Annotated in this window: 19 protein-coding genes and 1 pseudogene; 7 read left to right on the top strand and 13 right to left on the bottom strand. The window is 36.7% G+C overall.

All coding sequences use genetic code 11. The annotated features are described in order from the left end of the window. Positions 1 to 257: 257 nt before the first annotated feature. The 3 genes and pseudogenes from ACQKMV_RS19975 to ACQKMV_RS19965 form a co-directional block, all read right to left on the bottom strand. Positions 258 to 560 (bottom strand): annotated as a pseudogene (locus ACQKMV_RS19975) (transposase); the annotation flags it as partial. Between the two features lie 312 nt (positions 561 to 872). Further along, entirely contained in the window at positions 873 to 1,574 is a 702-nt protein-coding gene (locus ACQKMV_RS19970) for an O-linked GlcNAc transferase (RefSeq protein ID WP_427506032.1), read from the bottom strand. Between the two features lie 149 nt (positions 1,575 to 1,723). After that, entirely contained in the window at positions 1,724 to 2,203 is a 480-nt protein-coding gene (locus ACQKMV_RS19965; protein ID WP_427506030.1) for a thioredoxin family protein, read from the bottom strand. A 191-nt stretch (positions 2,204 to 2,394) separates the two neighbouring features. On the opposite strand from ACQKMV_RS19965, the gene ACQKMV_RS19960 reads away from it, so the two are divergent. Together ACQKMV_RS19960 and ACQKMV_RS19955 are read left to right on the top strand one after the other, a co-directional pair. Continuing rightward, a complete protein-coding gene (locus ACQKMV_RS19960; protein WP_427506029.1) occupies positions 2,395 to 4,707 on the top strand; it encodes a YhgE/Pip family protein in 2,313 nt (770 codons plus the stop codon). Positions 4,708 to 4,786: 79 nt separating this feature from the next. Further along, complete coding sequence (locus tag ACQKMV_RS19955) at positions 4,787 to 5,296, top strand: PCYCGC motif-containing (lipo)protein (protein WP_427506027.1); 510 nt, start codon at positions 4,787 to 4,789, stop codon at positions 5,294 to 5,296. Between the two features lie 36 nt (positions 5,297 to 5,332). On the opposite strand, the gene ACQKMV_RS19950 is transcribed toward ACQKMV_RS19955, so the two are convergent. Continuing rightward, positions 5,333 to 5,872 carry a hydrolase gene (locus tag ACQKMV_RS19950; RefSeq protein WP_427506025.1) on the bottom strand — a complete coding sequence of 180 codons (540 nt, stop codon included), beginning with the start codon at positions 5,870 to 5,872 and terminating at the stop codon, positions 5,333 to 5,335. A 767-nt stretch (positions 5,873 to 6,639) separates the two neighbouring features. Between ACQKMV_RS19950 and serC the strand changes: the two genes are divergently transcribed. Next, positions 6,640 to 7,728: a 3-phosphoserine/phosphohydroxythreonine transaminase gene (gene serC / locus ACQKMV_RS19945; RefSeq protein WP_427506024.1), complete on the top strand. Its 1,089-nt coding sequence runs from the start codon at positions 6,640 to 6,642 to the stop codon at positions 7,726 to 7,728. A gap of 309 nt (positions 7,729 to 8,037) precedes the next feature. On the opposite strand, the gene ACQKMV_RS19940 is transcribed toward serC, so the two are convergent. Genes ACQKMV_RS19940 through ACQKMV_RS19930 form a run of 3 tightly spaced genes read right to left on the bottom strand, consistent with a single transcriptional unit; the run spans position 8,038 to position 10,081 of the window. After that, positions 8,038 to 8,460, bottom strand: a complete 423-nt coding sequence (locus ACQKMV_RS19940) for a Fur family transcriptional regulator (RefSeq protein WP_427423189.1) — start codon at positions 8,458 to 8,460, stop codon at positions 8,038 to 8,040. Beyond that, positions 8,457 to 9,320 (bottom strand): metal ABC transporter permease, encoded by an 864-nt coding sequence (locus ACQKMV_RS19935; protein ID WP_427423190.1) that lies wholly within the window; start codon positions 9,318 to 9,320, stop codon positions 8,457 to 8,459. The genes ACQKMV_RS19940 and ACQKMV_RS19935 overlap by 4 nt, the downstream gene beginning before the upstream one ends. 14 nt (positions 9,321 to 9,334) lie before the next feature. Next, positions 9,335 to 10,081, bottom strand: coding sequence for a metal ABC transporter ATP-binding protein (locus tag ACQKMV_RS19930; protein ID WP_427423191.1), 747 nt, complete (start codon positions 10,079 to 10,081; stop codon positions 9,335 to 9,337). A 230-nt stretch (positions 10,082 to 10,311) separates the two neighbouring features. Here ACQKMV_RS19930 and ACQKMV_RS19925 point away from each other — a divergent pair, with 230 nt between their 5' ends. Beyond that, a complete protein-coding gene (locus tag ACQKMV_RS19925; RefSeq protein WP_427423192.1) occupies positions 10,312 to 10,548 on the top strand; it encodes a Nif11-like leader peptide family natural product precursor in 237 nt (78 codons plus the stop codon). 51 nt (positions 10,549 to 10,599) lie between these two features. Here the strand turns inward: ACQKMV_RS19925 and ACQKMV_RS19920 are convergent, their stop codons facing one another. Both ACQKMV_RS19920 and ACQKMV_RS19915 read right to left on the bottom strand, forming a co-directional pair. Next, entirely contained in the window at positions 10,600 to 11,493 is an 894-nt protein-coding gene (locus ACQKMV_RS19920) for a deoxyribonuclease IV (RefSeq protein WP_427506023.1), read from the bottom strand. Positions 11,494 to 11,505: 12 nt separating this feature from the next. Beyond that, positions 11,506 to 12,807 (bottom strand): DEAD/DEAH box helicase, encoded by a 1,302-nt coding sequence (locus ACQKMV_RS19915; RefSeq protein WP_427506021.1) that lies wholly within the window; start codon positions 12,805 to 12,807, stop codon positions 11,506 to 11,508. A 593-nt stretch (positions 12,808 to 13,400) separates the two neighbouring features. Between ACQKMV_RS19915 and ACQKMV_RS19910 the strand changes: the two genes are divergently transcribed. Beyond that, complete coding sequence (locus ACQKMV_RS19910) at positions 13,401 to 14,456, top strand: 2,3-butanediol dehydrogenase (RefSeq protein WP_427506019.1); 1,056 nt, start codon at positions 13,401 to 13,403, stop codon at positions 14,454 to 14,456. Positions 14,457 to 14,584: 128 nt separating this feature from the next. Here the strand turns inward: ACQKMV_RS19910 and kdpC are convergent, their stop codons facing one another. From kdpC to kdpA, 4 genes are read right to left on the bottom strand one after another with little or no spacing between them, the layout of a single operon-like run. Beyond that, complete coding sequence (gene kdpC / locus ACQKMV_RS19905; RefSeq protein WP_427506018.1) at positions 14,585 to 15,235, bottom strand: potassium-transporting ATPase subunit KdpC; 651 nt, start codon at positions 15,233 to 15,235, stop codon at positions 14,585 to 14,587. Positions 15,236 to 15,246: 11 nt separating this feature from the next. Beyond that, positions 15,247 to 17,310 carry a potassium-transporting ATPase subunit KdpB gene (kdpB, locus tag ACQKMV_RS19900; protein WP_427506016.1) on the bottom strand — a complete coding sequence of 688 codons (2,064 nt, stop codon included), beginning with the start codon at positions 17,308 to 17,310 and terminating at the stop codon, positions 15,247 to 15,249. Between the two features lie 15 nt (positions 17,311 to 17,325). Further along, positions 17,326 to 17,583 (bottom strand): hypothetical protein, encoded by a 258-nt coding sequence (locus tag ACQKMV_RS19895; protein ID WP_427506015.1) that lies wholly within the window; start codon positions 17,581 to 17,583, stop codon positions 17,326 to 17,328. A gap of 25 nt (positions 17,584 to 17,608) precedes the next feature. Further along, positions 17,609 to 19,312, bottom strand: coding sequence for a potassium-transporting ATPase subunit KdpA (gene kdpA, locus ACQKMV_RS19890; RefSeq protein ID WP_427506014.1), 1,704 nt, complete (start codon positions 19,310 to 19,312; stop codon positions 17,609 to 17,611). A 374-nt stretch (positions 19,313 to 19,686) separates the two neighbouring features. On the opposite strand from kdpA, the gene ACQKMV_RS19885 reads away from it, so the two are divergent. Next, complete coding sequence (locus ACQKMV_RS19885) at positions 19,687 to 22,404, top strand: DUF4118 domain-containing protein (RefSeq protein ID WP_427506013.1); 2,718 nt, start codon at positions 19,687 to 19,689, stop codon at positions 22,402 to 22,404. Between the two features lie 261 nt (positions 22,405 to 22,665). Further along, positions 22,666 to 23,370 carry a response regulator transcription factor gene (locus tag ACQKMV_RS19880; RefSeq protein WP_427506011.1) on the top strand — a complete coding sequence of 235 codons (705 nt, stop codon included), beginning with the start codon at positions 22,666 to 22,668 and terminating at the stop codon, positions 23,368 to 23,370. The last annotated feature ends 123 nt before the right edge of the window (positions 23,371 to 23,493 follow it).

The raw sequence follows: 23,493 nt of genomic DNA, 5'->3' as shown, positions 1-23,493 counted from the left end.
TAGAAATTTTGGGATAATTATACTTTAAGATTACCATGAAATATCGACTTTTCAATCAAAACTCAAAACCGAAAAGAAATAGGGATAAAATACGGAAAAATAGGCTCATTATCATAAAATATTGTATAATTCTGTTTGACTGTGAGCCTTCATATGCGGGCCCAATGAGCCACTCGAAGCGTAGCGTCAGCAACAGATGTTTTTTGTGCGAAAGCGTAGCGTCAGCAACAGATGTTTTTTGTGCGAAAGAGCAGCGTCAGCAACGGATCTTCTGGCGCCATATCCAAGAAATATTTGAATGACATATCATACTTTGAGCGTTCTACTAGGTCGACGTCTGATACATCATAAATCGCTTTTAATAATAAGTACTTAAACATGCGAATTTTGGGAATGGCATGACGTCCATTGTCTAAACAATATTTTGTTTTTAACTCTTCTAAAATGAATGAAAAATCAACAAGTTCATTGATTTAGCGAAGTATATTATCTTTTGGCACAACAATATCGTAGATCGACATGTATGGACTTAAATGAAGGGTTTCTTGATTTGAAATCATCGGGGACACCACCTATATATTAATTCTTTTATTATGGAAAGTGTGACTAAAATAATAGTATGATAAATTGCGTTGTTTGGAGAAGCATCGCTCGACTCCTGCGGGAAAGCGAGACAAACGAGACCCCGCATAGGAGGAGGCTCGGCGCTCGCCCGCGGAAAGCGAGCGGAATGCTTCGGAAAACAACAGTAGAGTCACAATGCCAAATGAAAAAAGCGAGGTATTCAACGATTTAATCGTTGAATACCTCGCAATGTGAGAAGATATGGACTTTTTCAGTGCCCTCCAACTTATTGAGGCATCTATTGAATGTTATGAAAATACATAGCTATCCATATTATCTATTGTATTTTGGACAGCATCTTTTAATGAACGCTGATGCTCGCCACAATCGGCTATTGCCTCTTCTAATATAATCGCAGCATTTGCCATAAACGGAGCCATCTGCAAATCCTTCGCTAATTGAATAAGGACAAGTGCCTTATTCCATTTCCAACGCGCATTTTTTGAATCTAAGTTAATAGCTTGCTCTAAGTAGCCAAGTGCATCAAATGGCATCCATCCAAAGCGATGCATCGTTTGACCTGTAATGCCCCAATATAGTGCCTTGTTAGGGTTTTCTTTTACTGCTTGTCTAAAACTATGGACACTCTCATTGTAATGATGTGCAAATAAAAACAATTCACCCTGTGTGAAAAATGAATGTGCCTTTTCATATGGAGTACCTGTTGCCGCTACATCCTCTAGTTCTTTAATACGCTTTGAAAACTCTGCTTCATCTTTTATCGCGCGAATTTCGACGACGGTATCCGATTCAGGATAACTTTCATCCGCTCGTTCTGCATGTTGAGTTTCAACGCCCAGTGTAGGCTTTGAATAGCTAGCAAAATCGTACTCTTCTAATAATTTAATATATTTATCAGCTAACGCTATCTCATTATCATTTGTAACTTGCTTAGCCGCCTCATAGCACTTCATTAACTCACCATTATAAAAATAATCATCCATTGTCATTCAATATTCCTCCAATGTACAACTCTTCAGTATATTTAGTATACACTACAAAAATCAATTATGCCTCGGCATAATTGCGTCCAGAGGCTTTTACTAGAAGTTAAAAAAAGACTGATCAAAAATAACTTTTGATACAGTCTCAGCTTTGCTTATTTTTTTAGTACTTCTTTATTAAAAAATGTACGTAAATCTTTTTCTGATAAGGCACCTACAAAACGACTAACCTCTTTACCACCTTCAAAGCGAATGAATGTTGGAGTCCTATCAAAATTGTATTTTCCCCATAAATCATCGAATTCATATACATTTAATTGGGCAATATCAACACCAAGCTCTTTAGCAATCGGCATTAACTCAGGTGTAAAAGCTTTACAGTGCACACAAACTGGACTGAAGAAATAAGCATTTACATCTTCACCAGCTTTTATTTTTTTCTCAAGCTCATCAGGTAACATAATGTTTTGGTAATTTTTGTCATTCAATTGATCGATTGTTTCTTGTTTCAGTTCTTTGTCGCCATAAGGATTATTTTCACTTGCTAATTTACTTTTGTTCGATACATTCGTTAGCACAATAATTGCCACAAATAACAAGACAATAACTGAGCCAATAATTAGTAGTTTTTTCACTAGAATGTATTCCTCCTTTTTCTCACCAAAAAACCCTAGTTTTAGTGTATTCGCGATTGATTATAAATTGTTTTTAAATCCTAGTAAACTAATTAGTCTTTGAAAATAAGTTTTTCCATAATTCAAACATAATTTGGCCCAAGTTTGGGAACATACATATATAATGCTCAATACGAATATGGAGTGGTAAAATGAAACACACTATCCGAAATATTTTTCAAATTTATAAAAGTGATATCCATAATATCTTAACAAACTGGGTAGTTGCTGTCATTATTGGTGGGCTTATTTTTTTACCTTCTCTTTATGCGTGGCTCAATATCTATGCCTCTATGGATCCCTATGCGCATACAGCCAACATGAAAATTGCAATTGTTAATGAAGACACAGGGGCTAATGTTAGAGGAGAGGATATTAATGTTGGTAATGAAGTGGTAGACAATTTAAGTACAAATCAAAACTTTTCTTGGGAATTTACATCTCATGAACAAGCCATTGATAATCTAAAAAACGGTAACTATTTTGCGGTTATTGTTGTCCCTAGTGATTTTTCTCAAAAGCTAACCTCCATACTGTCAAATGTACCTACTAAAGCGCATATCGATTATTATGTAAATGAAAAAATAAATCCAATCGCACCCAAAATTACAATTAAAGGTGCAAGCGGTCTGACGCAACAAGTATCTAGTGAGTTTATCTCTACTGTCAATGGAACACTTTTTTCTATTTTTAATACGATTGGTGTTGAGATGGAAAAGGAAATTCCAGATTTTAAGAAATTCGAAAATTATATTTTTACAATCGAACATCATCTTCCTGATATTGAAACATTTTTAGCGAAGTCTGCAAAAGGCGGAAAAGAAGCTGAGACATTACTGAATCATACGATTACCCAAGTTCCTGAAGTTGAAAAATTAACAAATGATGGTCTAACAACTATTAACTCAGGTTTAAAATTGATTAATGAAGCTGATACATTGTTCAACCAGTTGTCCCCTATCATAAAAAAAGATTTAAAAACTGTGCAAGATATTGCTCAACGATTTACAGATATAATAGGGAAGCTACAAAATGCCAATGTAGATTCAGCTACGATTGCACAAATAAAGGATACGATTAATAACCAGTTAGATGCATCTCGCAAGAAAGTAAATACTAGCATCCAAACGCTTGAAGCACTTCAAAAATTAACACAAGCTGATGCTTCGACTCGTAAACAGCTTGAAAACAAGGTGCAAAACATCCAAACGGCGCTACAGCAAAGCAATTCTGAAGATGTTAAGACGTTGCTAGCTAATAATAAAATTATTGAACAACTTGAAGCTATTCGTGGAGATTTAAAGGCGAATCCTAGTTTAACCGATTATTCTTTAAGCTCTTTAACCGCACTAAATCAGCTAAACACATTACTAACAGACGTTTCAACTAAAGTACAGCAGTTAAATAATATTGATGTCGAAACAATCAGAAAAGATCTCGCTGATGTTCAAAGTGTTGCGCAAAATGCTTCTAACAATCTTCATCAATTCCTTACACATTATAACGATAGTCTAGAGCCACAAATTCATACGACCTTATCTTCTGCGAGAAATACGTTAACAAATGCATCAACTATGCTAACGAATGTAAAAAGTTTTCTGCCTCAAGCAACAGATCGTTTAACAAATGCTAAAAATATGTTAGCAACAGCTAATAAGACAATTGGTACAGTACAATCAGATTTCCCTGCTTTAAGTACAAAAATAAAGGCTCTTGCAGACAAGCTGAGAAAATTAGAAAGTGAAGCTGATATTTCGGAAATCGTTCAATTATTGAAAAACGACGTTAACGCTGAGCGAGACTTCTTTGAGGAGCCTATTAAGCTTCAGGAACATAGAATGTTTCCAATTGCTAATTACGGGACAGCTATGACACCGTTTTACACTGTGCTTTCCGTTTGGGTTGGTTGTTTATTATTAATTTCTCTTTTATCTGTAGATATTCACGACAATAATCAATATAGTATTCGCCAAATATACTTTGGACGTTTATTAACATTTGCAACTTTTTCATTTATTCAAACGCTCATTATTACAATAGGAGATATTGTTCTTTTAGATGGATCAATTAGTGCACCTTACTTCTTTATTCCATTTGGACTATTTATTAGTTTAGTGTTCATTACGGTTGTCTATACGCTAGTATCCGTATTCGGAAATGTTGGAAAAGCGTTAGCCATTATCATGTTAGTGTTACAAATCGCAGGTTCTGGTGGCACATATCCCGTAGAATTACTACCCAAGTTTTTCCAAATGATAAATCCATTTCTGCCTTTCACTTATGCAATTGGAATGATGCGAGAGGCCGTTGGTGGTATCATTTGGTCAAAGGTATGGGCTGATCTTGCCTTTTTATCTTCCTTCTGGCTCATTTTTATTCTATTTGGTTTCTTCTTGAAAAAATTACTGAGTGAGAAAATGGAACTTTTCATGAACAAAACACGTGGATTAGATATATTTCATTGATTTTCACTTGCGCTTCCTATAAATATTTATGCGAACGATGTTATAATGGCAGTATTGTAAACATTAGGAGGCGCTTTTGTTGAAAAAACTTCTATCTATTTTTGTTTTGTCGTTATTAGTGTTAAGTGCTTGTAGTGAAGATAAAAAGGTTGTTGAAAAAAATCAAAATGAAGCGCAAAAAGAAGCTTCACATGAAGAGCATGGACATGCTTCCGGAGATATTCAGGAGGAAACAGCATCTGCTGATGTTTTACCATCGTTTTTAGATAATAAATCAGAAGATATTCGCTTAGTGTATCAAATTGCTGGACAGTCTACAGAAGTTTTAGAGTGGATCCCATGCTATTGTGGATGTGGCGAATCAGCTGGACATAAAAGTAATTTAAACTGCTTTATTCAGGAAAAGCGAGAAGATGGCACAATTGTCTGGGATGATCACGGTACCCGTTGTCTCGTTTGCCTAGAAATTGCTGTACAATCTGCCAAAATGCATAAAGACGGTATGAGCCTGAAAGAAATTCGCCAAACAATTGATAACAAATATAAAGAAGGCTACGCAAAACCAACACCTACTGATATGCCTGCTTAATAACAAAAAAACTCATCGTTATGATGAGTTTTTTTGTTATTTAACGAGTTGTAGCACCGTTTTAAAATGTGGATGATCTGCACGTTGTAGTAACTCGTATAAAATCATTTCCACACTTGTTGGTAAAATTCCAAGTGCCTTCATCTTCTCTAGCCCTATCTCTTTATTGGCCTTAGTACGAGACGAGACTGCATCTGCAACCACTTCAACCTCAAACCCTTGTTCTTTTAGCTGTCGGGCTGTTTGATAGACACAAATATGAGTTTCGATACCTGTCACGATAAATTGAGAACGCCCACTTGCCTTCAATGCATCAACAAATTCTTGTTCCTGGCACGCACTAAAAGCCATTTTAGCAATAGGTTGTTGACTTTGAATATGCTGAGCAATATTTAACGCAGTCCCACCTAAACGACTAGGATTTTGCTCGAGCCATAAAATAGGTACCTCCAATGCTTGCATAGCTTGTACCAGCTTGGCCACATTATCAATCATCGCTTCACTGTCATCAACAATTGTCGCTAACTTCCCTTGTACATCAACGACAACTAAACATGCTTCTTCTATTGTAAACATTTAAAACACCCCTTATATCTATATTCACAATTCATTATACCTAAAGTTACTTGGTTTATGTTGAAGGTTAGAAATTTTCCGTCCATCTTAAAATTCGTTCAAAGATTTTTTCGTTTAGAAACATATAACTTTAATTTTAAATGATAATAGATAGAATTACATAAATAAATAGAACATTTATTGCTAGTGTAAAAACTTAATGAAAGGTAGGCAATGTTGGCTGCTTTTTTATATTCCTTTCTCTCTCTGTAACTATTCCTTTTCAATGTATTAATCCATACCTATAAGAGCTTAGACTACACCCTCATGAAGCGTCCTTCTGGAGTGGAATGTGCAAGCGAGCACATAGTTGATAGGAGAAATTCCATTCGAACAAACACGAACATTTTACAATTTCACTGTTTAAGCAACGTGTAAATCACGAAATATTAACTCATATATGTACACCTATATTTCCGTTTGTTCGTATTTAAACCGAAAAGGCTAATATAAATTTTAACTCAATTGTGTACATTTTGTTGCGAGCCTGTCATTATTCTGCTTGAATAGTGAGAATTTTATTTTTTCTCTTGAAAATTGAGTTATAATCCAGTAAAGTGCTTTTAACGGTCAGTATTCCGCTTAATCTATTATCTATACATGAAAAAAGTTAGCTAGATGACTATGAACTGATTGTAAAAGCCTGATAGATTCAACATCAATTAGTAGGGGCTAAATACCCTATAATTAAGGTTTAACCTTATAAAACAAACAAGGAGTGTACCACTTTGACACAACGAGCATACAATTTTAACGCAGGCCCTTCTGCCCTACCACTAGAAGTATTAGAAAAAGCCCAACAACAATTAGTAAACTTCCGTGACTCAGGCATGTCAATTATGGAAATGAGCCACCGCAGTGCCATTTTCGACGAAGTACATAATGAAGCAATTGCTTTATTGAAAAAGCTTTATGCTATCCCAGAAAACTACGAAGTTCTTTTCCTACAAGGTGGAGCTAGTCTTCAATTTACTATGATACCGATGAACTTCCTACAAGCAGATCAAAAAGCAAGCTACGTATTATCAGGATCATGGTCTGAAAAAGCATTCAAAGAGGCTAAATTATTTGGTACGCCCGTAGAAGCTGCTAGTACAAAAGAAAATCAATATCGCAATATCCCAGCTTTAGCAGACATTCAATTCAATGAAGAGGATGCATATTTGCATATCACTTCAAACAATACGATTTATGGTACACAATGGAAAGAATTCCCTGAAACAGGTAATGTACCATTAATTGCGGATATGTCTAGTGATATTCTTTCTAAACCAGTCGATGTAAGTAAATTTGGTCTTATTTATGCAGGGGCTCAAAAAAATCTTGGTCCTTCTGGTGTAACAGTAGTCATTATTCGCAAAGATTTGTTAGAGAAAGCGAATAAAAATATTCCTACAATGCTTAAATATTCAACGCATGCTGACAGCAACTCTTTATACAATACACCACCAACTTTTGGTATCTATATGTTAGGTGAGGTATTAAAATGGGTAGAATCAAAAGGCGGCGTTGCTGAAATTGCAAAGCATAACGAGTTAAAAGCAAAAGTAATTTATGATGCTATCGACAATAGCAACGGATTCTATACAGGTCATGCAACACCTGAAAGCCGTTCTTTAATGAATATTACTTTCCGTGTTGCTGATGAAGAGCTTGAAAAACAATTCCTTGTTGAAGCAAAAGCAGCAGGATTTGTTGGACTTAATGGACACCGTTCTGTAGGAGGCTGCCGTGCTTCTACTTATAACGCTGTACCATTAGAGGCTTGTGAAGCATTACGTGACTTTATGGTAGAATTCCAACAAAAACATCAATAATAAAAAAATCGACGAATGATTTACTCACGTAATCATTCGTCTTTTTAATATTTGCGGAAAGAAGACAAATACCTTCTATTCAATTTTTAAGGAATACATCTTTTTAAATGCCTAGCGGACATAATACCAATTTCCTTTCACTCAAAAATCATAGATTATTAGAGTATTGCGCAATATTAGTCGGGGAAGACCTTTGTACAAAAAAATTGAAGCTACTCTATAACAGCATAGTTACTATAAAAAAGGGGTAGCTCCAAGTGAAACCTCACTTGGAACTACCCCTTTCTTCAAATATTGTCATTTCAGATTTTACAAAGTTTCATGCTTACACTCTGGACATCTTCCATAGATCTCAAATTTATGATTTTCAATTTCATAGTCTGGCAGCTTTTCTCCAAGCATTTCCATAGGGCAGAGGTTCAGCTCCTTAACATTTCCACAATCCATACAAATGAAATGATGGTGATGATGTTCAGACTCACAATGCATACGGAAATTTCGCTCTCCAGATAACTCAGTTTCCTCCAGTATTCCTAGCTTCACAAACGTTGCAAGGTTGCGATAAATCGTATCGAAACTCATACCAGGAAAATCTTTTTTCAAAACATCTAATAAATCTCGAGCAGTTAAATATTTATCTGTTGCTGCAAACATATCTAATATTAACTCCCGCTTATCTGTTTTTTTAAAGCCGTTTTCTTTTAAAATTTCCCACGCTCTAGAAACATTCACTGCGCTACCTCCTCCCGTTTTGCAGCTATTTTAAATACTATTTTCTTCACTAGTATAACAAGTAACAAAATTAAGATAGAAGTAACGACAATTGTACCACCAGGTGCTAAATCTAAATAAAAAGCACTAACTAAACCGATTAACACAGCCGTTTCGCCAAAGACAATTGCATAGATGATTGTTTGCTTAAAGCCCTTTGCAAGTCGCATTGCAGCAGCAACTGGTAACGTCATAAGTGATGATACAAGTAAAATACCAACGATGCGCATACTTGCAGCAATAACAAGCGCTGTAACGATCATAAATAAGAGATGAATCCAACGTGCAGGCAGACCGCTAGCTTTTGCATATTCCTCGTCGAAAGATAAAACAAAAAGTTCCTTAAAAAATATAAATAAAAAGATAATGACAACAACAGCAATTCCTACTACTACCCATAAATCCTGACGTGATACAGCTGACACTGAACCAAATAAATAGCTCATTAAATCCGTGCTAAAGCCACTTGCAAGCGAGATAAATATAGCACTAATACCAATCCCACCTGACATAATAATTGGAATGGCAAGCTCTTCATAGTGCTTATATAAACGTCTAAGACGCTCAATTAAAATTGAACCGCTGACAGAGGCCAGTATGCCTAAGTAAATTGGATTTAGCATTGCCAAAGCTGTAACTGATTGACTGATATATAAGCTCCCCGCTATACCTGCCAGTGTTACATGTGACAAGGCATCAGCAATAAGCGAAAGCCTGCGAACGACAATAAATACACCTAGTAGTGGTGCAATTATGCCAATTAATAGCCCAGAGAAAAAGGCGTTTTGTAAAAATTCATAGTTAAAAATTGCTTCAATCATTATGCCTTCTCCTTCTAGTGAATCTTTCTCACAGAATGGCCATACCAAGCATCAAGCGCATCGTGAGAAATTGTATCAAATTCATTTTTATAACCGTGGAAGTGTATGGTTTGATTTAAACATGCCACATGACTGATGCGGTTCGATACTGTATCAACATCGTGTGTAACAAGAATCATTGTAATTCCCTGTTCCCGATTCAATTTTGCCAGCATATCATAAAATGACTGCACATTCTCATGATCAATGCCGACAGTTGGTTCATCTAATATTAATAGCCTCGGTTCACTAACTAACGCTCTTGCAATAAAGACACGTTGTTGTTGCCCACCAGATAACTCACCAATATTACGATTCATAAATGCGTCCATTCCAACAGCTTTTAATGCTTCTAACACTTTTTCCTTTGCATCTCGTCCAGGTCTTTTAAATAACCCTAATTTTTTGGATAATCCACTTTTCACTACTTCTTGGACGGTTGCTGGAAACCCGGAATTGAAGGCATTAGATTTTTGCGACACATACCCTATCCATTCACGATGCTTAAAAGTCGTACTCGGTTCACCAAATAACTTTATTTCTCCAGACATTGGCTTTAGTAACCCTAAAATAATTTTTAATAATGTAGATTTCCCTGAACCATTTGGACCAAGAAGTGCTAAAAAGTCTCCCTCTTCTACACGGAAAGAGATATTTTTTAATACTTGCGTATAGTCATATTGAAATGACACATTTTCAATGTCAATTAATGATTTTTTCATGTATATTCTCTTCTTTCTAATTCAAAATCATTACGATTTACAAATTGTAAGTATAAATGAAAGTACAGTTTTTGTAAAGAAAATAAGATTGCTATTCTACTATTTTATTTTTCAAGTTGTTATAGACATTAATTCCGGCACACTAATGTAAAGGATTTCCAAAGCCATTACGACGTTCACAAGAATGATTTTGTCTCAAGAACTAAACAATTTTAAAAGGAGGATTAGCTTTGAGTATTCAATTTTTACAGCAATTAACACAAAGTAGTGATAAGGAAGTTGTTGCGATTGCACGTGCTGAAGGATTTGAAATTACTAGTTCTGAAGTAAGAAAACTCCGGCCTTATTTGGAGCAATTCTCATTTACGTGGCTCTTTTTAGGTATTCCAAAAGATATTCTTGTAGAGGTTGAAGCTGTTTTAGGTAGAAAGCGTTCCAGACAACTAATTGCATTGTTTACGAAATAAAAGAAAGGCCCGAAAATCAGTCTTATGCTAGCTGATTTCGGGCTATTTATTCTATCCTCTTAGAGCATCGATTAACTCTGGTTTAAATTCTCCATTACGAAGCATTTCAATTTCATGCTTATAAGGAGCCGATTTTGATTTGGCATCACTATTTAATGCGACAAATGGTGTTTCTAGGATTTTAGGAATCTCCATTAATTGTGGATGATGGACAATATATTTTAATGCATCAAAGCCAATATGACCAAAGCCGATATTTTCGTGACGGTCTTTTCCTGCACCACGAACATTTTTTGAATCATTGATATGAAGGACTTTGATACGGTCAACACCTATCATTTTATCAAACTCATTTAAGACACCATCAAAATCTTCTACAACATTATAACCAGCGTCATGAGTATGACATGTATCAAAGCATACTGAAAGACGTTCATTATGTGTTACACCATCTATAATTTTAGCAAGCTCTTCAAAGGAACGACCACATTCAGTTCCTTTCCCCGCCATTGTCTCTAATGCGATTTGTACAGGGAAATCCTGTGACAACACTTCGTTTAAACCTTCAATAATCTTGGTAATACCTGCGTCTGCTCCCGCACCTACATGCGCACCTGGATGTAAAACAATTTGTGTTGCTTCCAATGCTGCTGTTCGTTCGATTTCAGTCTGTAAAAAATCTACACCTAGACGGAAAGTTTCGGGTTTTTCTGTGTTCGCAATATTTATAATGTATGGAGCATGGACAACAATATTTGTCATGCCATGCTCTTTCATGTGTAGTAAACCATTCATAATATTAAGATCAGCAATTGCTTTACGACGAGTGTTTTGCGGTGCACCTGTATAAATCATAAAGGTATTTGCCCCATATGAAAGGGCCTCTTTACTTGATCCAAGCAGCATCTCTTTTCCGCTCATTGAAACATGTGATCCAAGTAGCATTTGAATGCCTCCTTATTTTTTACCGCGAGCTTTTAAACGACGTTCACGTTTTTTAATTTTTTCCATTTCCCATTTCATATTACGCTTATAGCCTGGTTTTACTTTTTTCGGCTTACGCACTAATGCTTTAGCCTTCACATCGATTTCATTTTCTTGCTTCACACGATTTTTACGTGCATGGCGCTCTTTTAGTTCAGACCATTCGCCATCTTTTACATCTTTTTGAACAAATGGAATGCCCATTTTTTCAACACGTACTACTGCATCCTCATCTGATGGCTCAAACAACGTGATAGCCGTTCCTTTATTCCCTGCACGCGCTGTACGTCCCACACGATGAATAAAGAACTCTAAGTCCTCTGGAATTTCGTAGTTAATGACATGTGAAATTCCTTGAATATCGATACCACGTGCTGCAAGGTCTGTTGCAACGATATATTGATAGTCCAATTCTCGAATTTGCTTCATCATCCTCTTACGATCACGTGGACTTAAGTCACCATGAATTTGACCACAGCGAATTCCATTTTCATTTAAGTAGCCAGCAACGTGCTCTGCTGTTTTACGTGTGTTAGTGAAAATTACAGCTAAAAATGGATTGATCCCTTCAATAACTTCCAACAAACGTTTGTTACGAGATTTAGAACGTACTGGGACAAGCACAAAGTCAATTCCTTCTGCGACCGGTCGTTTATCGTTCATATGGATATGAACAGGTGCTTCCATATATTTTTTCAAGAAAGGCTGAAGCTTTTCTGGAATTGTTGCTGAGAATACAAACATTTCAAGGTTTTCTGGCATTTGGGAAGCAAAACCATCGATTTCCTCTATAAAGCCCATATCGAAGGCTAAATCTGCCTCATCGACAACTAAAATTGGCGCCGTATGCACAAATAACGCTTGCTCTGATACGAGATCACGAATACGTCCTGGCGTTCCGACAACAATTTGTGGTTGCGTTTTTAACTTATCAATGGAGCGTTGTTTGTCCGTACCTCCAATAAATAGTTTCGCTTGAATAGTTGTTCCTTCTATTAATTGATTTAATGCATCAAAAATTTGTTGTGCAAGCTCACGTGTAGGTGACGTAATAACAGCTTGTACTTCCTGCTTATCAGCATTAATTCGTTGCACAATCGGAATTAAAAAACTATGTGTTTTTCCCGTCCCTGTATGCGCTTGACCGATTGCACTCTTTCCTTTTAATAATAGCGGAATGATTTCCTTTTGAATCGGCGTTGGTTCTGTAAAGCCAAGTTTTGCAATTGCGTCCTGCAAAAATGGCTGAAAATTATAATCAGTATATTTTGACATAATTCGTTCCTCCTAACATCTTTCCCATTGTATCATGATTCAACTTTTAGGTATATTAACGTCCCATTATCTAAAGCATGAACATAATTTTATATTTTTATCATGGCTGTAGCGAAGCCCTTATCAAAGTTACTCGAAATACTGTGAATATGCAATAAAAAAAGCATTCAGACCTTTAGACAAACGCTACTCCTAATTGCATAAAGCTGTTTAGTAATGTAATCGTAAGACCTTGACATTCCCATTTTGTGAGGAACGTCGAAATTGACTCGTTTTCTTCCGGGATGAGTTTCCAATATAATTTAGTCGATATTTTCTAAGTATGTAAAAATTAATAATATTTTGATTCAGTTTGCTACTTATTATAATGATGTACTCATGGGGAGTGGCGACTCCTTCGGAATGAGCTTGCGCGAAAAACACTACTCGGAATGAAAATCAACCTTTGTTTTTTCGACACACCTTATTTATATTTTGTCGAAAAGAAGAACAAGAATTAGTATTTTTTATGGCAATTAATTGTTAACTAATGCCTCGTAGAATTACCATATGATACGATAAAAATGTAAGATACTAGAGGAGGTTGACTTATCATGAAAGCAGCAAGATGGTATAAAGCAAAAGACATCCGAGTAGAAAACATTGAAGAACCAGTAATTGCATCAGGAAAAGTAAAAATCAAAGTACATTGGACAGGGATATGTGGTAGTGATTTACATGAATACGCAGCTGGCCCAATTTTCATTCCAGTGGAACAACCTCACTTTATAAGTAAAGATATTGCGCCAATTGTTATGGGACATGAGTTCTCTGGTGAAGTAGTAGAAGTTGGTGAAGGTGTTACAAAAGTACAAGTTGGTGATCCTGTAGTTGTAGAACCTATTCTTGCATGTGGCGAATGTGCTGCTTGTAAAAAAGGAAAATACAATATTTGTAAGCACTTAGGATTCCACGGTCTTTCTGGCGGTGGCGGAGGTTTCTCTGAATATACAATGGTAGATGAAAAAATGGTACATAAAATGCCAGAGGGGCTTTCCTATGAACAAGGTGCACTAGTTGAACCAGCAGCAGTAGCATTACATTCAGTTCGTCAAAGTAAATTAAAAGCTGGTGATAAAGCAGCGGTCTTTGGTACAGGTCCAATCGGTCTTCTTGTTATCGAAGCATTGCGTGCTGCTGGAGCAGCTGAAATTTACGCAGTAGAACTTTCAGCAGAGCGTGCTGCCAAGGCTTTAGAGTTAGGCGCAACAGCAGTTATTAATCCTAAAGACGAGGATGCAGTAGCTCGCCTACATGAATTAACTAATGGTGGCGTAGATGTTGCATTTGAAGTAACAGGTGTCCCTGTAGTATTACAACAAGCAATTGATTCAACAACATTCGAAGGTGAAACAATTATCGTTTCCATTTGGGAATCTTCGGCTTCCATTCAGCCAAACAATATCGTTCTAACAGAGCGTTCTGTAAAGGGTATTATTGCTTATCGCGATATTTTCCCAGCAGTTATGGAATTAATGAAACAAGGTTACTTCCCTGCTGAAAAACTTGTTACGAAACGAATTGCTCTTGATGAAGTCGTAACAGAAGGCTTCGAAGCACTAATGAAAGAGCGAAACCATATTAAAATCCTTGTAAATTCACAAGCGTAAAATAAAGTCAGGTAGAGAAAATAAAGAAACTTTTCTCTACCTGTTTTTGATTTGTTCATTGGTATCCCTCTTTTACTCATCACCATAACGTGGGGGCGATTACGCTTTAACATATGTCATCCCAACTTTTATTGATGAGCCTCATTTCCCTCCATTTTTTTCATAATATCTAGATTGGCCATTAGGAAGTTCACCTTATTTTCTCCAAAAACCCCAAATGACCGTTTTTCGGTATTTGCATTTATAATTTTTTCAACCTCTTCCTCAGAGAGCCCACTTGCTTGGGCAATACGTTTTACTTGTATTTGTGCAGCTTTTACACTGATATGGGGATCTAACCCTGAACCTGAAGCAGTCATTAAATCCGCAGGTATGTCTTGTCGTTTTACGGTTGGATTTGCTAATAAAAACTTCTCGATATCTGCTTCTATTCTCTTCTTCAATTCTGGATTAGATGGTGCATAGTTAAAAGTTCCAGAGCTAACGCCGCTATAATTCACCTGACCATTTTCATCTGGTATCGTATCCTCTTCCGTATAAACATTGTAATTAACGGATGAAACACGTCCCCAGAAGTACTCGGGTGCTGTAAAAGCTTGACCTATTAATTCTGAACCAACAGCTTCACCATTCTTTTCTATTAAACTACCATTTGCTTTATGATGAAATAACCCTTGAGCTAATGCAGTCACAGCAAACGGGTATATAAAACCGCATAGAACAAACATGGTCATTGTGATTAATAATGCTTGCTTTGAGTTCTCAAAAAATTTCCGCATATACTTTCCTCCTATAACCCAAACGTTCGGAATAATGGTCCAACTAGTAAATCAATTAACTTAATGCCAATAAAGGGAGCTATTATTCCTCCTACGCCATAAACAAGTAAGTTTTTATTTAATAATTTTGCAGCACTCATCGGCTTATATTTTACGCCTTTCATTGCAATTGGAATTAACAATGGAATGATGACCGCATTAAAAATTAATGCAGATATAATAGCACTTGAAGGTGAATTGAGATTCATAATGTTTAATGCACTCATCTCAGGTACAGCGACCATTAGCATAGCAGGGATAATGGCAAAATACTTTGCAATATCATTGGCAATACTGAAAGTCGTTAGTGCTCCCCGAGTCATTAGCAATTGTTTCCCAATCTCTACAACTTCAATAATTTTAGTTGGATTTGAATCTAAATCGACCATGTTAGCAGCTTCCTTCGCTGCATTTGTACCTGAGTTCATAGCAAGCCCTACATTCGCCTGTGCTAGTGCTGGCGCATCATTCGTACCATCACCAGTCATAGCTACGACTTTCCCTTGCGCCTGCTCATCTTTAATGACTTGAATTTTGTCTTCCGGCTTACTTTCTGCAATAAAGCTGTCCACTCCAGCTTCCTTTGCGATAGATGCTGCTGTAAGTGGGTTATCTCCTGTACACATGATCGTTTTAATACCCATTGCACGAAGCTGTTCAAAGCGTTCCTTAAGTCCGGCCTTTACAACATCCTTTAAGTAAATAACACCTAAAATTTTGTCGTTTAACGTTACTACAAGCGGTGTCCCACCAACAGAAGATACTTGATGGATCAGCTGTTCCAAATTTGCAGGAATGCTATAACCTGCTTTCATACTTTCTTTTTTTATCGTATCGTAGGCTCCTTTTCTAATTTTTGTGCCATCCTTCATATCCAATCCACTCATCCGTGTCTGTGCAGTAAATGGGATATGTTCACTTGACTTGATAATGTTTTCTTCACCTTCAGTATTTACTCCTAATTCACAAGCAAGTGATAAAATAGACTTTCCTTCAGGTGTATCATCTGTTAAGGAACTGAGCCATGCAGCTCGGATTAAATTTTTACTTTCCACGCCCGTTACTGGCAGAAATTCAGCTGCCATACGATTGCCATAAGTAATCGTTCCGGTTTTATCTAATATTAATGTATCCACGTCTCCACACGCCTCTACAGCTCTTCCAGACATCGCAATTACATTAAACTGTGTAACCCTATCCATTCCTGCAATTCCGATTGCCGACAATAATCCACCAATCGTTGTAGGAATTAAACAAACTGTCAGGGCAATTAACGTTGCGATAGAAATCGGTACATTTAAATAAGTTGTCATTGGATAGAGTGTCACAACAACTAATAAGAAAATAATTGTTAAGCTTACTAAAAGTGTATTGAGCGCTACTTCATTTGGCGTTTTTTTACGACTAGCTCCTTCGATGAGCGATATCATTTTATCTAAAAATGATTCACCAGGCATTGAAGTAATTTCGATCATCAGCCAATCACTTGTAACCGTCGTACCACCTGTAACTGATGAAAAATCACCGCCCCGCTCCTTTACAACTGGTGCAGATTCACCCGTTATCGCAGATTCATCGACGGTAGCAATTCCATCAATGACTTCTCCATCGTTCGGAATAACCTCTCCTGCCTGAACTAAAACGATATCGCCCTTTTTTAACTCATGTGCCTGTTTAAGTATTTCAGTGCCATCACTAAGCAAAACACGAGCCTGTGTCACTGTTTTCGTCTTTTTTAACGTTTGAACCTGTGCCTTCCCTCGTCCTTCCGCAATCGACTCAGCAAAATTAGCAAATAGAATCGTTACAAAAAGAATAACGGCGACGATCGCATTATACAAACGGTCATGTTCCCCTACTTCATTACCAAATATGTTCGGAAAAAAGGTTAATAAAAGGACAAACATAAATCCGATTTCTACTACAAACATAACAGGATTTTTCACCATATAAACCGGGCTAAACTTCTTTAAAGCGTCTATTATCGAGCTTTTAAACATTTTGCCCGTAATAAAACTTTTTCTTGTTGTTTCCATAAGTGTCTCTCCTCATTAAAAATCAATTTCTCCTTGGCGTAATTGTAGCTGACGCTTTGCTTTCGCTACAGAAAACATTTGTAGCTGACGCTTTGCATTCGCGCAGAAAACATTTGTAGCTGTCGCTTCGCTTTCGCGCAGAAAAACAATGCGTCCGGATTTTGAATTGTGCACGCACCATTCATTCCTTTCAAAATCCATGACATCCGCCGGAGGCTCTTCATTCAGTTGGTATTTGGATACCCACTGAAAAGGGACCACATACGCATTCATCTCACCACATTAAAAGGTGTGAGTCTTAAGCTGAATGAAGATAAAGTTGTAAGTGCTCTGTAATTGGCCCAAGAGCTAATGCTGGTAAAAATGTAAGAGCACCAATCATTAAAACGATAGCAACAAGTAAAAATGTAAAAATAGTATTATCCGTTTTCAATGTCCCCACCGAATCACTATGAAACATCTTTTTAGCAAGTAAAGACGCTATAGCTAGTTGAATAATAATCGTTAAATAACGTCCAAAGAACATGGCAAGACCTGTCGTCACATTCCAAAATGTTGAATTGTCAGCTAATCCTTCAAAACCTGAACCGTTGTTTGCAGAGGCCGATGCAAATTCATATAGAACCTGTGATAAACCATGTGCACCTGGATTCGTTATGCCCGCTACCCCTGCTGTTGTTGCAACTGCAAGTGCTGAAAATAGTAGAATAATAGCAGGGTGGATCAATATACAAAGAGCAATTAGCTTCATTTCCTTCTCTTCAATTTTCTTACCTAAAAACTGCGGTGTTCGACCGATCATTAAACAGGCGATGAATATCGTTAGTAACACATACATCATCATGTTCATCAGGCCAACTCCCTTGCCTCCAAACACAACATTAAGCATCATATTAAACATCGGTACAAGGCCACCAAGCGGCGTTAATGTATCATGCATATTGTTGACAGACCCCGTTGTAAAAGCAGTAGTTACTGTTGTAAATAACGCTGATTGCGCTACCCCAAAGCGCATCTCTTTGCCTTCCATACTTCCCAGCTCCTGCGAAATTCCGAGCTCACTAATGATTGGATTACCAGCTTTCTCCGCTACATACACAGTTGCAAGTCCGACTAGGAACAGCACACCCATTGCCGCAAAAATGGCTAGCCCTTGTTTCCCAAATATAGTTTTCTTTTTTCTATATGCGACCATTAAACTAAATGCAACTACACAAGCACCTGGTAATAACATCATAGAAAGCATTTCCACAATATTAGAAATGACCGTTGGATTTTCAAAAGGCGTCGTTGAATTCGCTCCATTAAAACCACCACCATTAGTGCCTATATGCTTGATGGATTCAAGAGAAGCTACAGGTCCAAGGGCAATATCTTGTAATTTACCTTCTATTGTTTGGACAGTTTTATTCGCACTAAGGGTCTGCGGAGTACCTTGTGCTACTAAAACAATAGCAACAATAATAGATAGAGGCATTAACACACGTGTAATAACACGAACGAAATCCACAAAGAAATTCCCTAAAGTGTCAGTTTTAGCAACTAGACGACGGCAGAACGCCATACACGCGGCATAACCAGTAGCTGCAGATGTAAACATCATAAAGATAATGACTAGCATTTGTGATAAATAACTGAGTCCTGATTCGCCACTATAATGTTGAAGATTCGTATTCGTCATAAATGAAATAATGGTATTAAATGAAAGTGTTGATTCCATATTGTCAATATTATTTGGGTTTAAAAAAAGCATCGCTTGAATGCGTAATAGAACATATCCAATAAACACCATAAAAGCGTTTGAAAGAATTAATGAAAGTACATACTGTTTACCAGTCATATCGACTTGTTTAATGCCGCATAACTTATAAATAACAGCATCAAATCTATCCATAATTGGATCAAGCCATGTTTTTTGTTGCATCGTCACCCGAAAAAGATAGTGCCCAGTTAAAATCACGAGCGGTAAATAAATAATTAATACAATGGCGATTTGCCACATACTGTAGTACCTCCTACCAGCCTATTAATAGTTTTCAGGATATAGTAATGCATGCCCTAGATAACCGAAAAGGAACACAAGTACAATCCCCATAATGATCCACATTTTTATTCCCCCTTACTTTTCTTCGACAAGCTTGAAACACCAAGCTGTCAACGCATACAGACATGCAAAGCTTATGATGAGTAAGCCAATCATATAAAAGTCCATCAATCGAAACACCCCTCTTCCAATTAGGATGCTCTCATCATACTGACTTTCAAATTAATGTAGTGTTAGGAATTCGCTTTTTTTATTAAGAAACTATAAAGAGCGAAAATCTTAACACTTTCTTAATGGCAGATAACGCTATAATACAAATGAGGTGAAAGAGGATGGAAAATACACGTCCAACTCCAGAGACGTTTTTAGCGAGGCTTCAACAGGAGGAACAATTTGCAGGAAAACTAAAGATCTTTCTTGGTTATGCTGCTGGAGTAGGTAAAACTTATGCAATGCTAGATGCAGCACATCAAGCACAGAAACTTGGTAAAGATGTGGTTGTTGGCTATGTTGAACCACATCCTCGTCCAGATACGTTAGCTTTACTCGAAGGGCTTGAGCAAATCCCTACGAAAAAAACAATTTATAAGGGGAAACCTTTTCAGGAATTAGATATTGATGCAGTGCTGAAGCGCAAGCCGGAAATTATCCTTATTGATGAATTAGCACATACCAACGTTCCAACGATGCGTCACAAAAAACGTTTTGGAGATGTAGAGGAATTACTTGCAAAAGGTATTCATGTCTATACAACAGTAAACATTCAACATATTGAAAGTCTACACGATTTAGTAGAGGAAATAACCGGAATAAAAGTACGAGAGCGTATTCCAGATTATTTAATTGATCAAGCTGCACAAATAAAGATTGTCGATATTGAACCAGATGAGTTAATCCAACGCTTACAAGAAGGAAAAATTTATGTAAAACAACAAGCTGAAAAAGCGTTGCAATCTTTTTTTCGTAAACAAAATTTAGTATCCCTTCGAGAAATTGCACTACGGAGAGCTGCAGATACGATTAACTATAAGCAGATTAACAGCAGTGAATCTATGAAGCAATCTGTACAAATCGAAGAGCATTTACTTGTTGGTATTAGTAGCTCTCCTACTAATGCCAAGGTTATTCGAACTACCGCGCGACTTGCACAGGCATTACATGGGAAATTTACAGCTCTTTACGTTCAAAACGTACAGGAGCATGATAGGAATAACGCTAATTCTGAACGGCTTCAGCAGCATATAAAACTTGTTGAACAGCTTGGCGGCCATGTCGTAATAGTTCAGGAAGATGATGTAGCTGCTGCTCTAGCCAATTATGCACAAATTAGTGGTGTCACTAAATTTGTCATTGGTAGAACTAGCATGAGAAAAAAATGGTGGCAATCAAGCACAAAAATCAGCGATCGACTAAACGAGTTGGTGCCGAATTTAGCAATTCACATAGTACCAGATCAGGAAAATGAACAATTTTACTTTCCTAATGTGAAAAATAAGTTGTCAATTGAATGGCTTGATATATTTAAAATGATCATTGTGTTTGCGATAGCATCAATTATCGGGTTGTACTTCTATACAATTGGTGTAAGTGATTCGAATATTATCACGATCTATATTTTAGGTGTCTTAATTCTCGCCATTTGGTCATCAGGATGGCTGATGAGCATCATTAGCTCCAGCATAGCAGTCCTGCTTTTTAATTATTTATTTACAGAACCACGTTTTTCATTTGAGGCCTATCATCGCGACTATCCGATAACCTTTATTATCATGTTCCTTTCAGGAGTGATTACAAGTAGCTTAACAAAAAAAATAAAGGAGCAAACCATTGTAGCTGTTCGTAAATCTTATCGAATGGAGGTGCTCCTTGATACAAATCGCAGGCTTCAACATGCTAAGTCAATAGAAGAAATTATTACCGAAGGCATGTCACAAATCGTTAAATTAGTAGAAAAACCAGTACAATTTTTTGAAATAGAGAATAATTTAGTTGTGAAATCTATTTTTTTCCGTTCCGAGAGCATGTCTAGCATTGAAAATAAAAAGAAAGCTTCCCTATTTGAGAATCCGAATGAACATGGTGTAGTTAGCTGGGTCATAAATAATAAGCATGTAGCAGGAGTGTCTACTGATATATTTCCTGAAGTGAATGCCTATTATTTACCTGTTATTTCTAACGGAAATGTTAAGGGTGTTATTGGCATTGCACTATCAAAACAATTAGCATTACCTGCATTTGAGCGTAATATTTTGCATGCCATTATCAATGATTTTTCTTTCGCACTTGATAAATGGTATTTACAAAAACTCAATGAAGAAGTAGCTAGAGAAGCTGAAATGGAACAAATGCGAGCAAACCTTTTGCGCGCAGTTTCTCATGATTTAAGAACACCACTAACTGCTATTTCTGGTAATGCAGATATATTACTATCCAATGCATCACAAATTCGAGAGGATGAAAAAAGCAAAATATATGAGGATATTTATAAAAATTCGAAATGGCTTGTACAAATGGTTGAAAATTTACTTGCTGTGTCTAAGTTAGAAGATGGACAATTTGCTTTGGAAATGCAATTAGAACTTGTAGAAGATATTATTCAAGAGGCACTAACCCATGTCGTTCGTCTAAACAATACACATGAAATATCCTATCATATTGAACCAGAATTTTTATTTGCTTTAATGGATGCGCGACTGATTATTCAAGTTCTAATTAATATTATTGATAATGCATTGACTTACACTCCCTCAGGTAGTGTTATTAGTATTAAGGTAAAAGAATCTGAACGTTTAGTACACTTTAGCATTTCTGATGATGGACCTGGCATTGATGATGCTATAAAAAACAGCCTCTTTGAGCCATTTACTACCGGAAAAGTACAGCGTAGCGATAGTCGAAGAGGCTTGGGTTTAGGCTTAGCGCTCTGTCAGACTATATTAAAATTACATGATAGTGAAATAACTGTTTCAGATAATAAACCTAAAGGAACGATTTTTAACTTTACACTGAAAAAAGGTCCATTACCAAAAGTTAGGAATGACATTTATTAAAAATATGTCGTTTATATAAGTTGATTGGAGTGGAAAATGGGCGACTCCTTGGGGATCAGTGATTTAGAGGAACGAAGGCTAAGAGCATCACGTCCTGTGATAACGCCTTCGTGACCAACATCGTGTCGGCCCAAGCGGCTCATCAGACGCCCCCAGGAAGCTTTTCTGCGCGAAAGCGAAGCGGCAGCGATAAAAGCGCCCAGTCGGAACGGAAATCAACCTCACGTTATGGTGATGCGCCAAAAGGAGTAATGAAATTTGATGAATAAACGAATTCTTGTAATAGAAGATGATGTAGCCATTGGCAATTTAATTAAAATGACTTTAGCTACACAACATTATGAATTCGATATTGCACGAGATGGTAACAGCGCACTACAAAAGGCTCTCGTCATGAAACCAGATGTTTTTATTTTGGATTTAGGACTACCAGACATAGACGGTGTCGAGCTTATAACGAAAATTAGAAGCTGGACTCAAACACCTATTATCGTAGTTAGTGCACGTGGCGAAGAGCACGATAAAATCAATGCTTTAGATGCCGGTGCAGACGATTATGTTACAAAGCCTTTCAGTGTTGAAGAGCTATTAGCCCGAATTCGAGTAGCTTTGAGAAGAATGTCTTTTGAGCATCAGTTAGAAAATGAACACTCTGTCTTTGTAAATGGTCATTTACAAATAAACTACGCAGCAAATACAGTGTTTGTAAATGGAAAAGAAGTACATTTAACACCTATTGAATATAAACTCTTAGTTATTTTATCAAAGCATGTCGGTAAAGTTTTAACACATAATTTTATTTTAAAGGAAATTTGGCACAACGCACTTCAATCGGACGTTCCAAGTCTAAGAGTTTTTATGGCTACTCTTCGAAAGAAAATAGAGGACAATCCAGCTAACCCAAAGTTAATCCAGACACATGTCCGCGTTGGGTACAGGATGCTTCGTTGTCATGATGAAGAATAAGGTTTGATTTTGCTTTAACTTTGCTAATCCAATATTACTTTAAACAGTAAACTTATTATTGATAGACAGGATAAAAAGTGATACTATTTATTTGATAATGATTATCACTCACAATGAAAGTAG

Source organism: Lysinibacillus sp. NPDC094403, from assembly GCF_050278745.1.
In the GTDB taxonomy this organism is placed as follows: Bacteria; Bacillota; Bacilli; order Bacillales_A; family Planococcaceae; genus Lysinibacillus.
This window is presented reverse-complemented; position numbering and strand designations above follow the sequence as displayed.

Excerpts from the sequence above, each read along its gene's own strand:
- ACQKMV_RS19930 (WP_427423191.1), bottom strand. The coding sequence starts at position 10,081 with ATGAAAAAATCATTAATTGACATTGAAAATGTGTCATTTCAATATGAC.
- ACQKMV_RS19915 (WP_427506021.1), bottom strand. The coding sequence starts at position 12,807 with ATGTCAAAATATACTGATTATAATTTTCAGCCATTTTTGCAGGACGCA.
- kdpC (WP_427506018.1), bottom strand. The coding sequence starts at position 15,235 with ATGCGGAAATTTTTTGAGAACTCAAAGCAAGCATTATTAATCACAATG.
- ACQKMV_RS19920 (WP_427506023.1), bottom strand. The coding sequence starts at position 11,493 with ATGCTACTTGGATCACATGTTTCAATGAGCGGAAAAGAGATGCTGCTT.
- ACQKMV_RS19880 (WP_427506011.1), top strand. The coding sequence starts at position 22,666 with ATGAATAAACGAATTCTTGTAATAGAAGATGATGTAGCCATTGGCAAT.
- ACQKMV_RS19895 (WP_427506015.1), bottom strand. The coding sequence starts at position 17,583 with ATGAATGCGTATGTGGTCCCTTTTCAGTGGGTATCCAAATACCAACTG.
- kdpA (WP_427506014.1), bottom strand. The coding sequence starts at position 19,312 with ATGTGGCAAATCGCCATTGTATTAATTATTTATTTACCGCTCGTGATT.
- ACQKMV_RS19960 (WP_427506029.1), top strand. The coding sequence starts at position 2,395 with ATGAAACACACTATCCGAAATATTTTTCAAATTTATAAAAGTGATATC.
- ACQKMV_RS19910 (WP_427506019.1), top strand. The coding sequence starts at position 13,401 with ATGAAAGCAGCAAGATGGTATAAAGCAAAAGACATCCGAGTAGAAAAC.
- ACQKMV_RS19935 (WP_427423190.1), bottom strand. The coding sequence starts at position 9,320 with ATGATTGAAGCAATTTTTAACTATGAATTTTTACAAAACGCCTTTTTC.
- ACQKMV_RS19970 (WP_427506032.1), bottom strand. The coding sequence starts at position 1,574 with ATGACAATGGATGATTATTTTTATAATGGTGAGTTAATGAAGTGCTAT.
- ACQKMV_RS19950 (WP_427506025.1), bottom strand. The coding sequence starts at position 5,872 with ATGTTTACAATAGAAGAAGCATGTTTAGTTGTCGTTGATGTACAAGGG.
- kdpB (WP_427506016.1), bottom strand. The coding sequence starts at position 17,310 with ATGGAAACAACAAGAAAAAGTTTTATTACGGGCAAAATGTTTAAAAGC.
- ACQKMV_RS19885 (WP_427506013.1), top strand. The coding sequence starts at position 19,687 with ATGGAAAATACACGTCCAACTCCAGAGACGTTTTTAGCGAGGCTTCAA.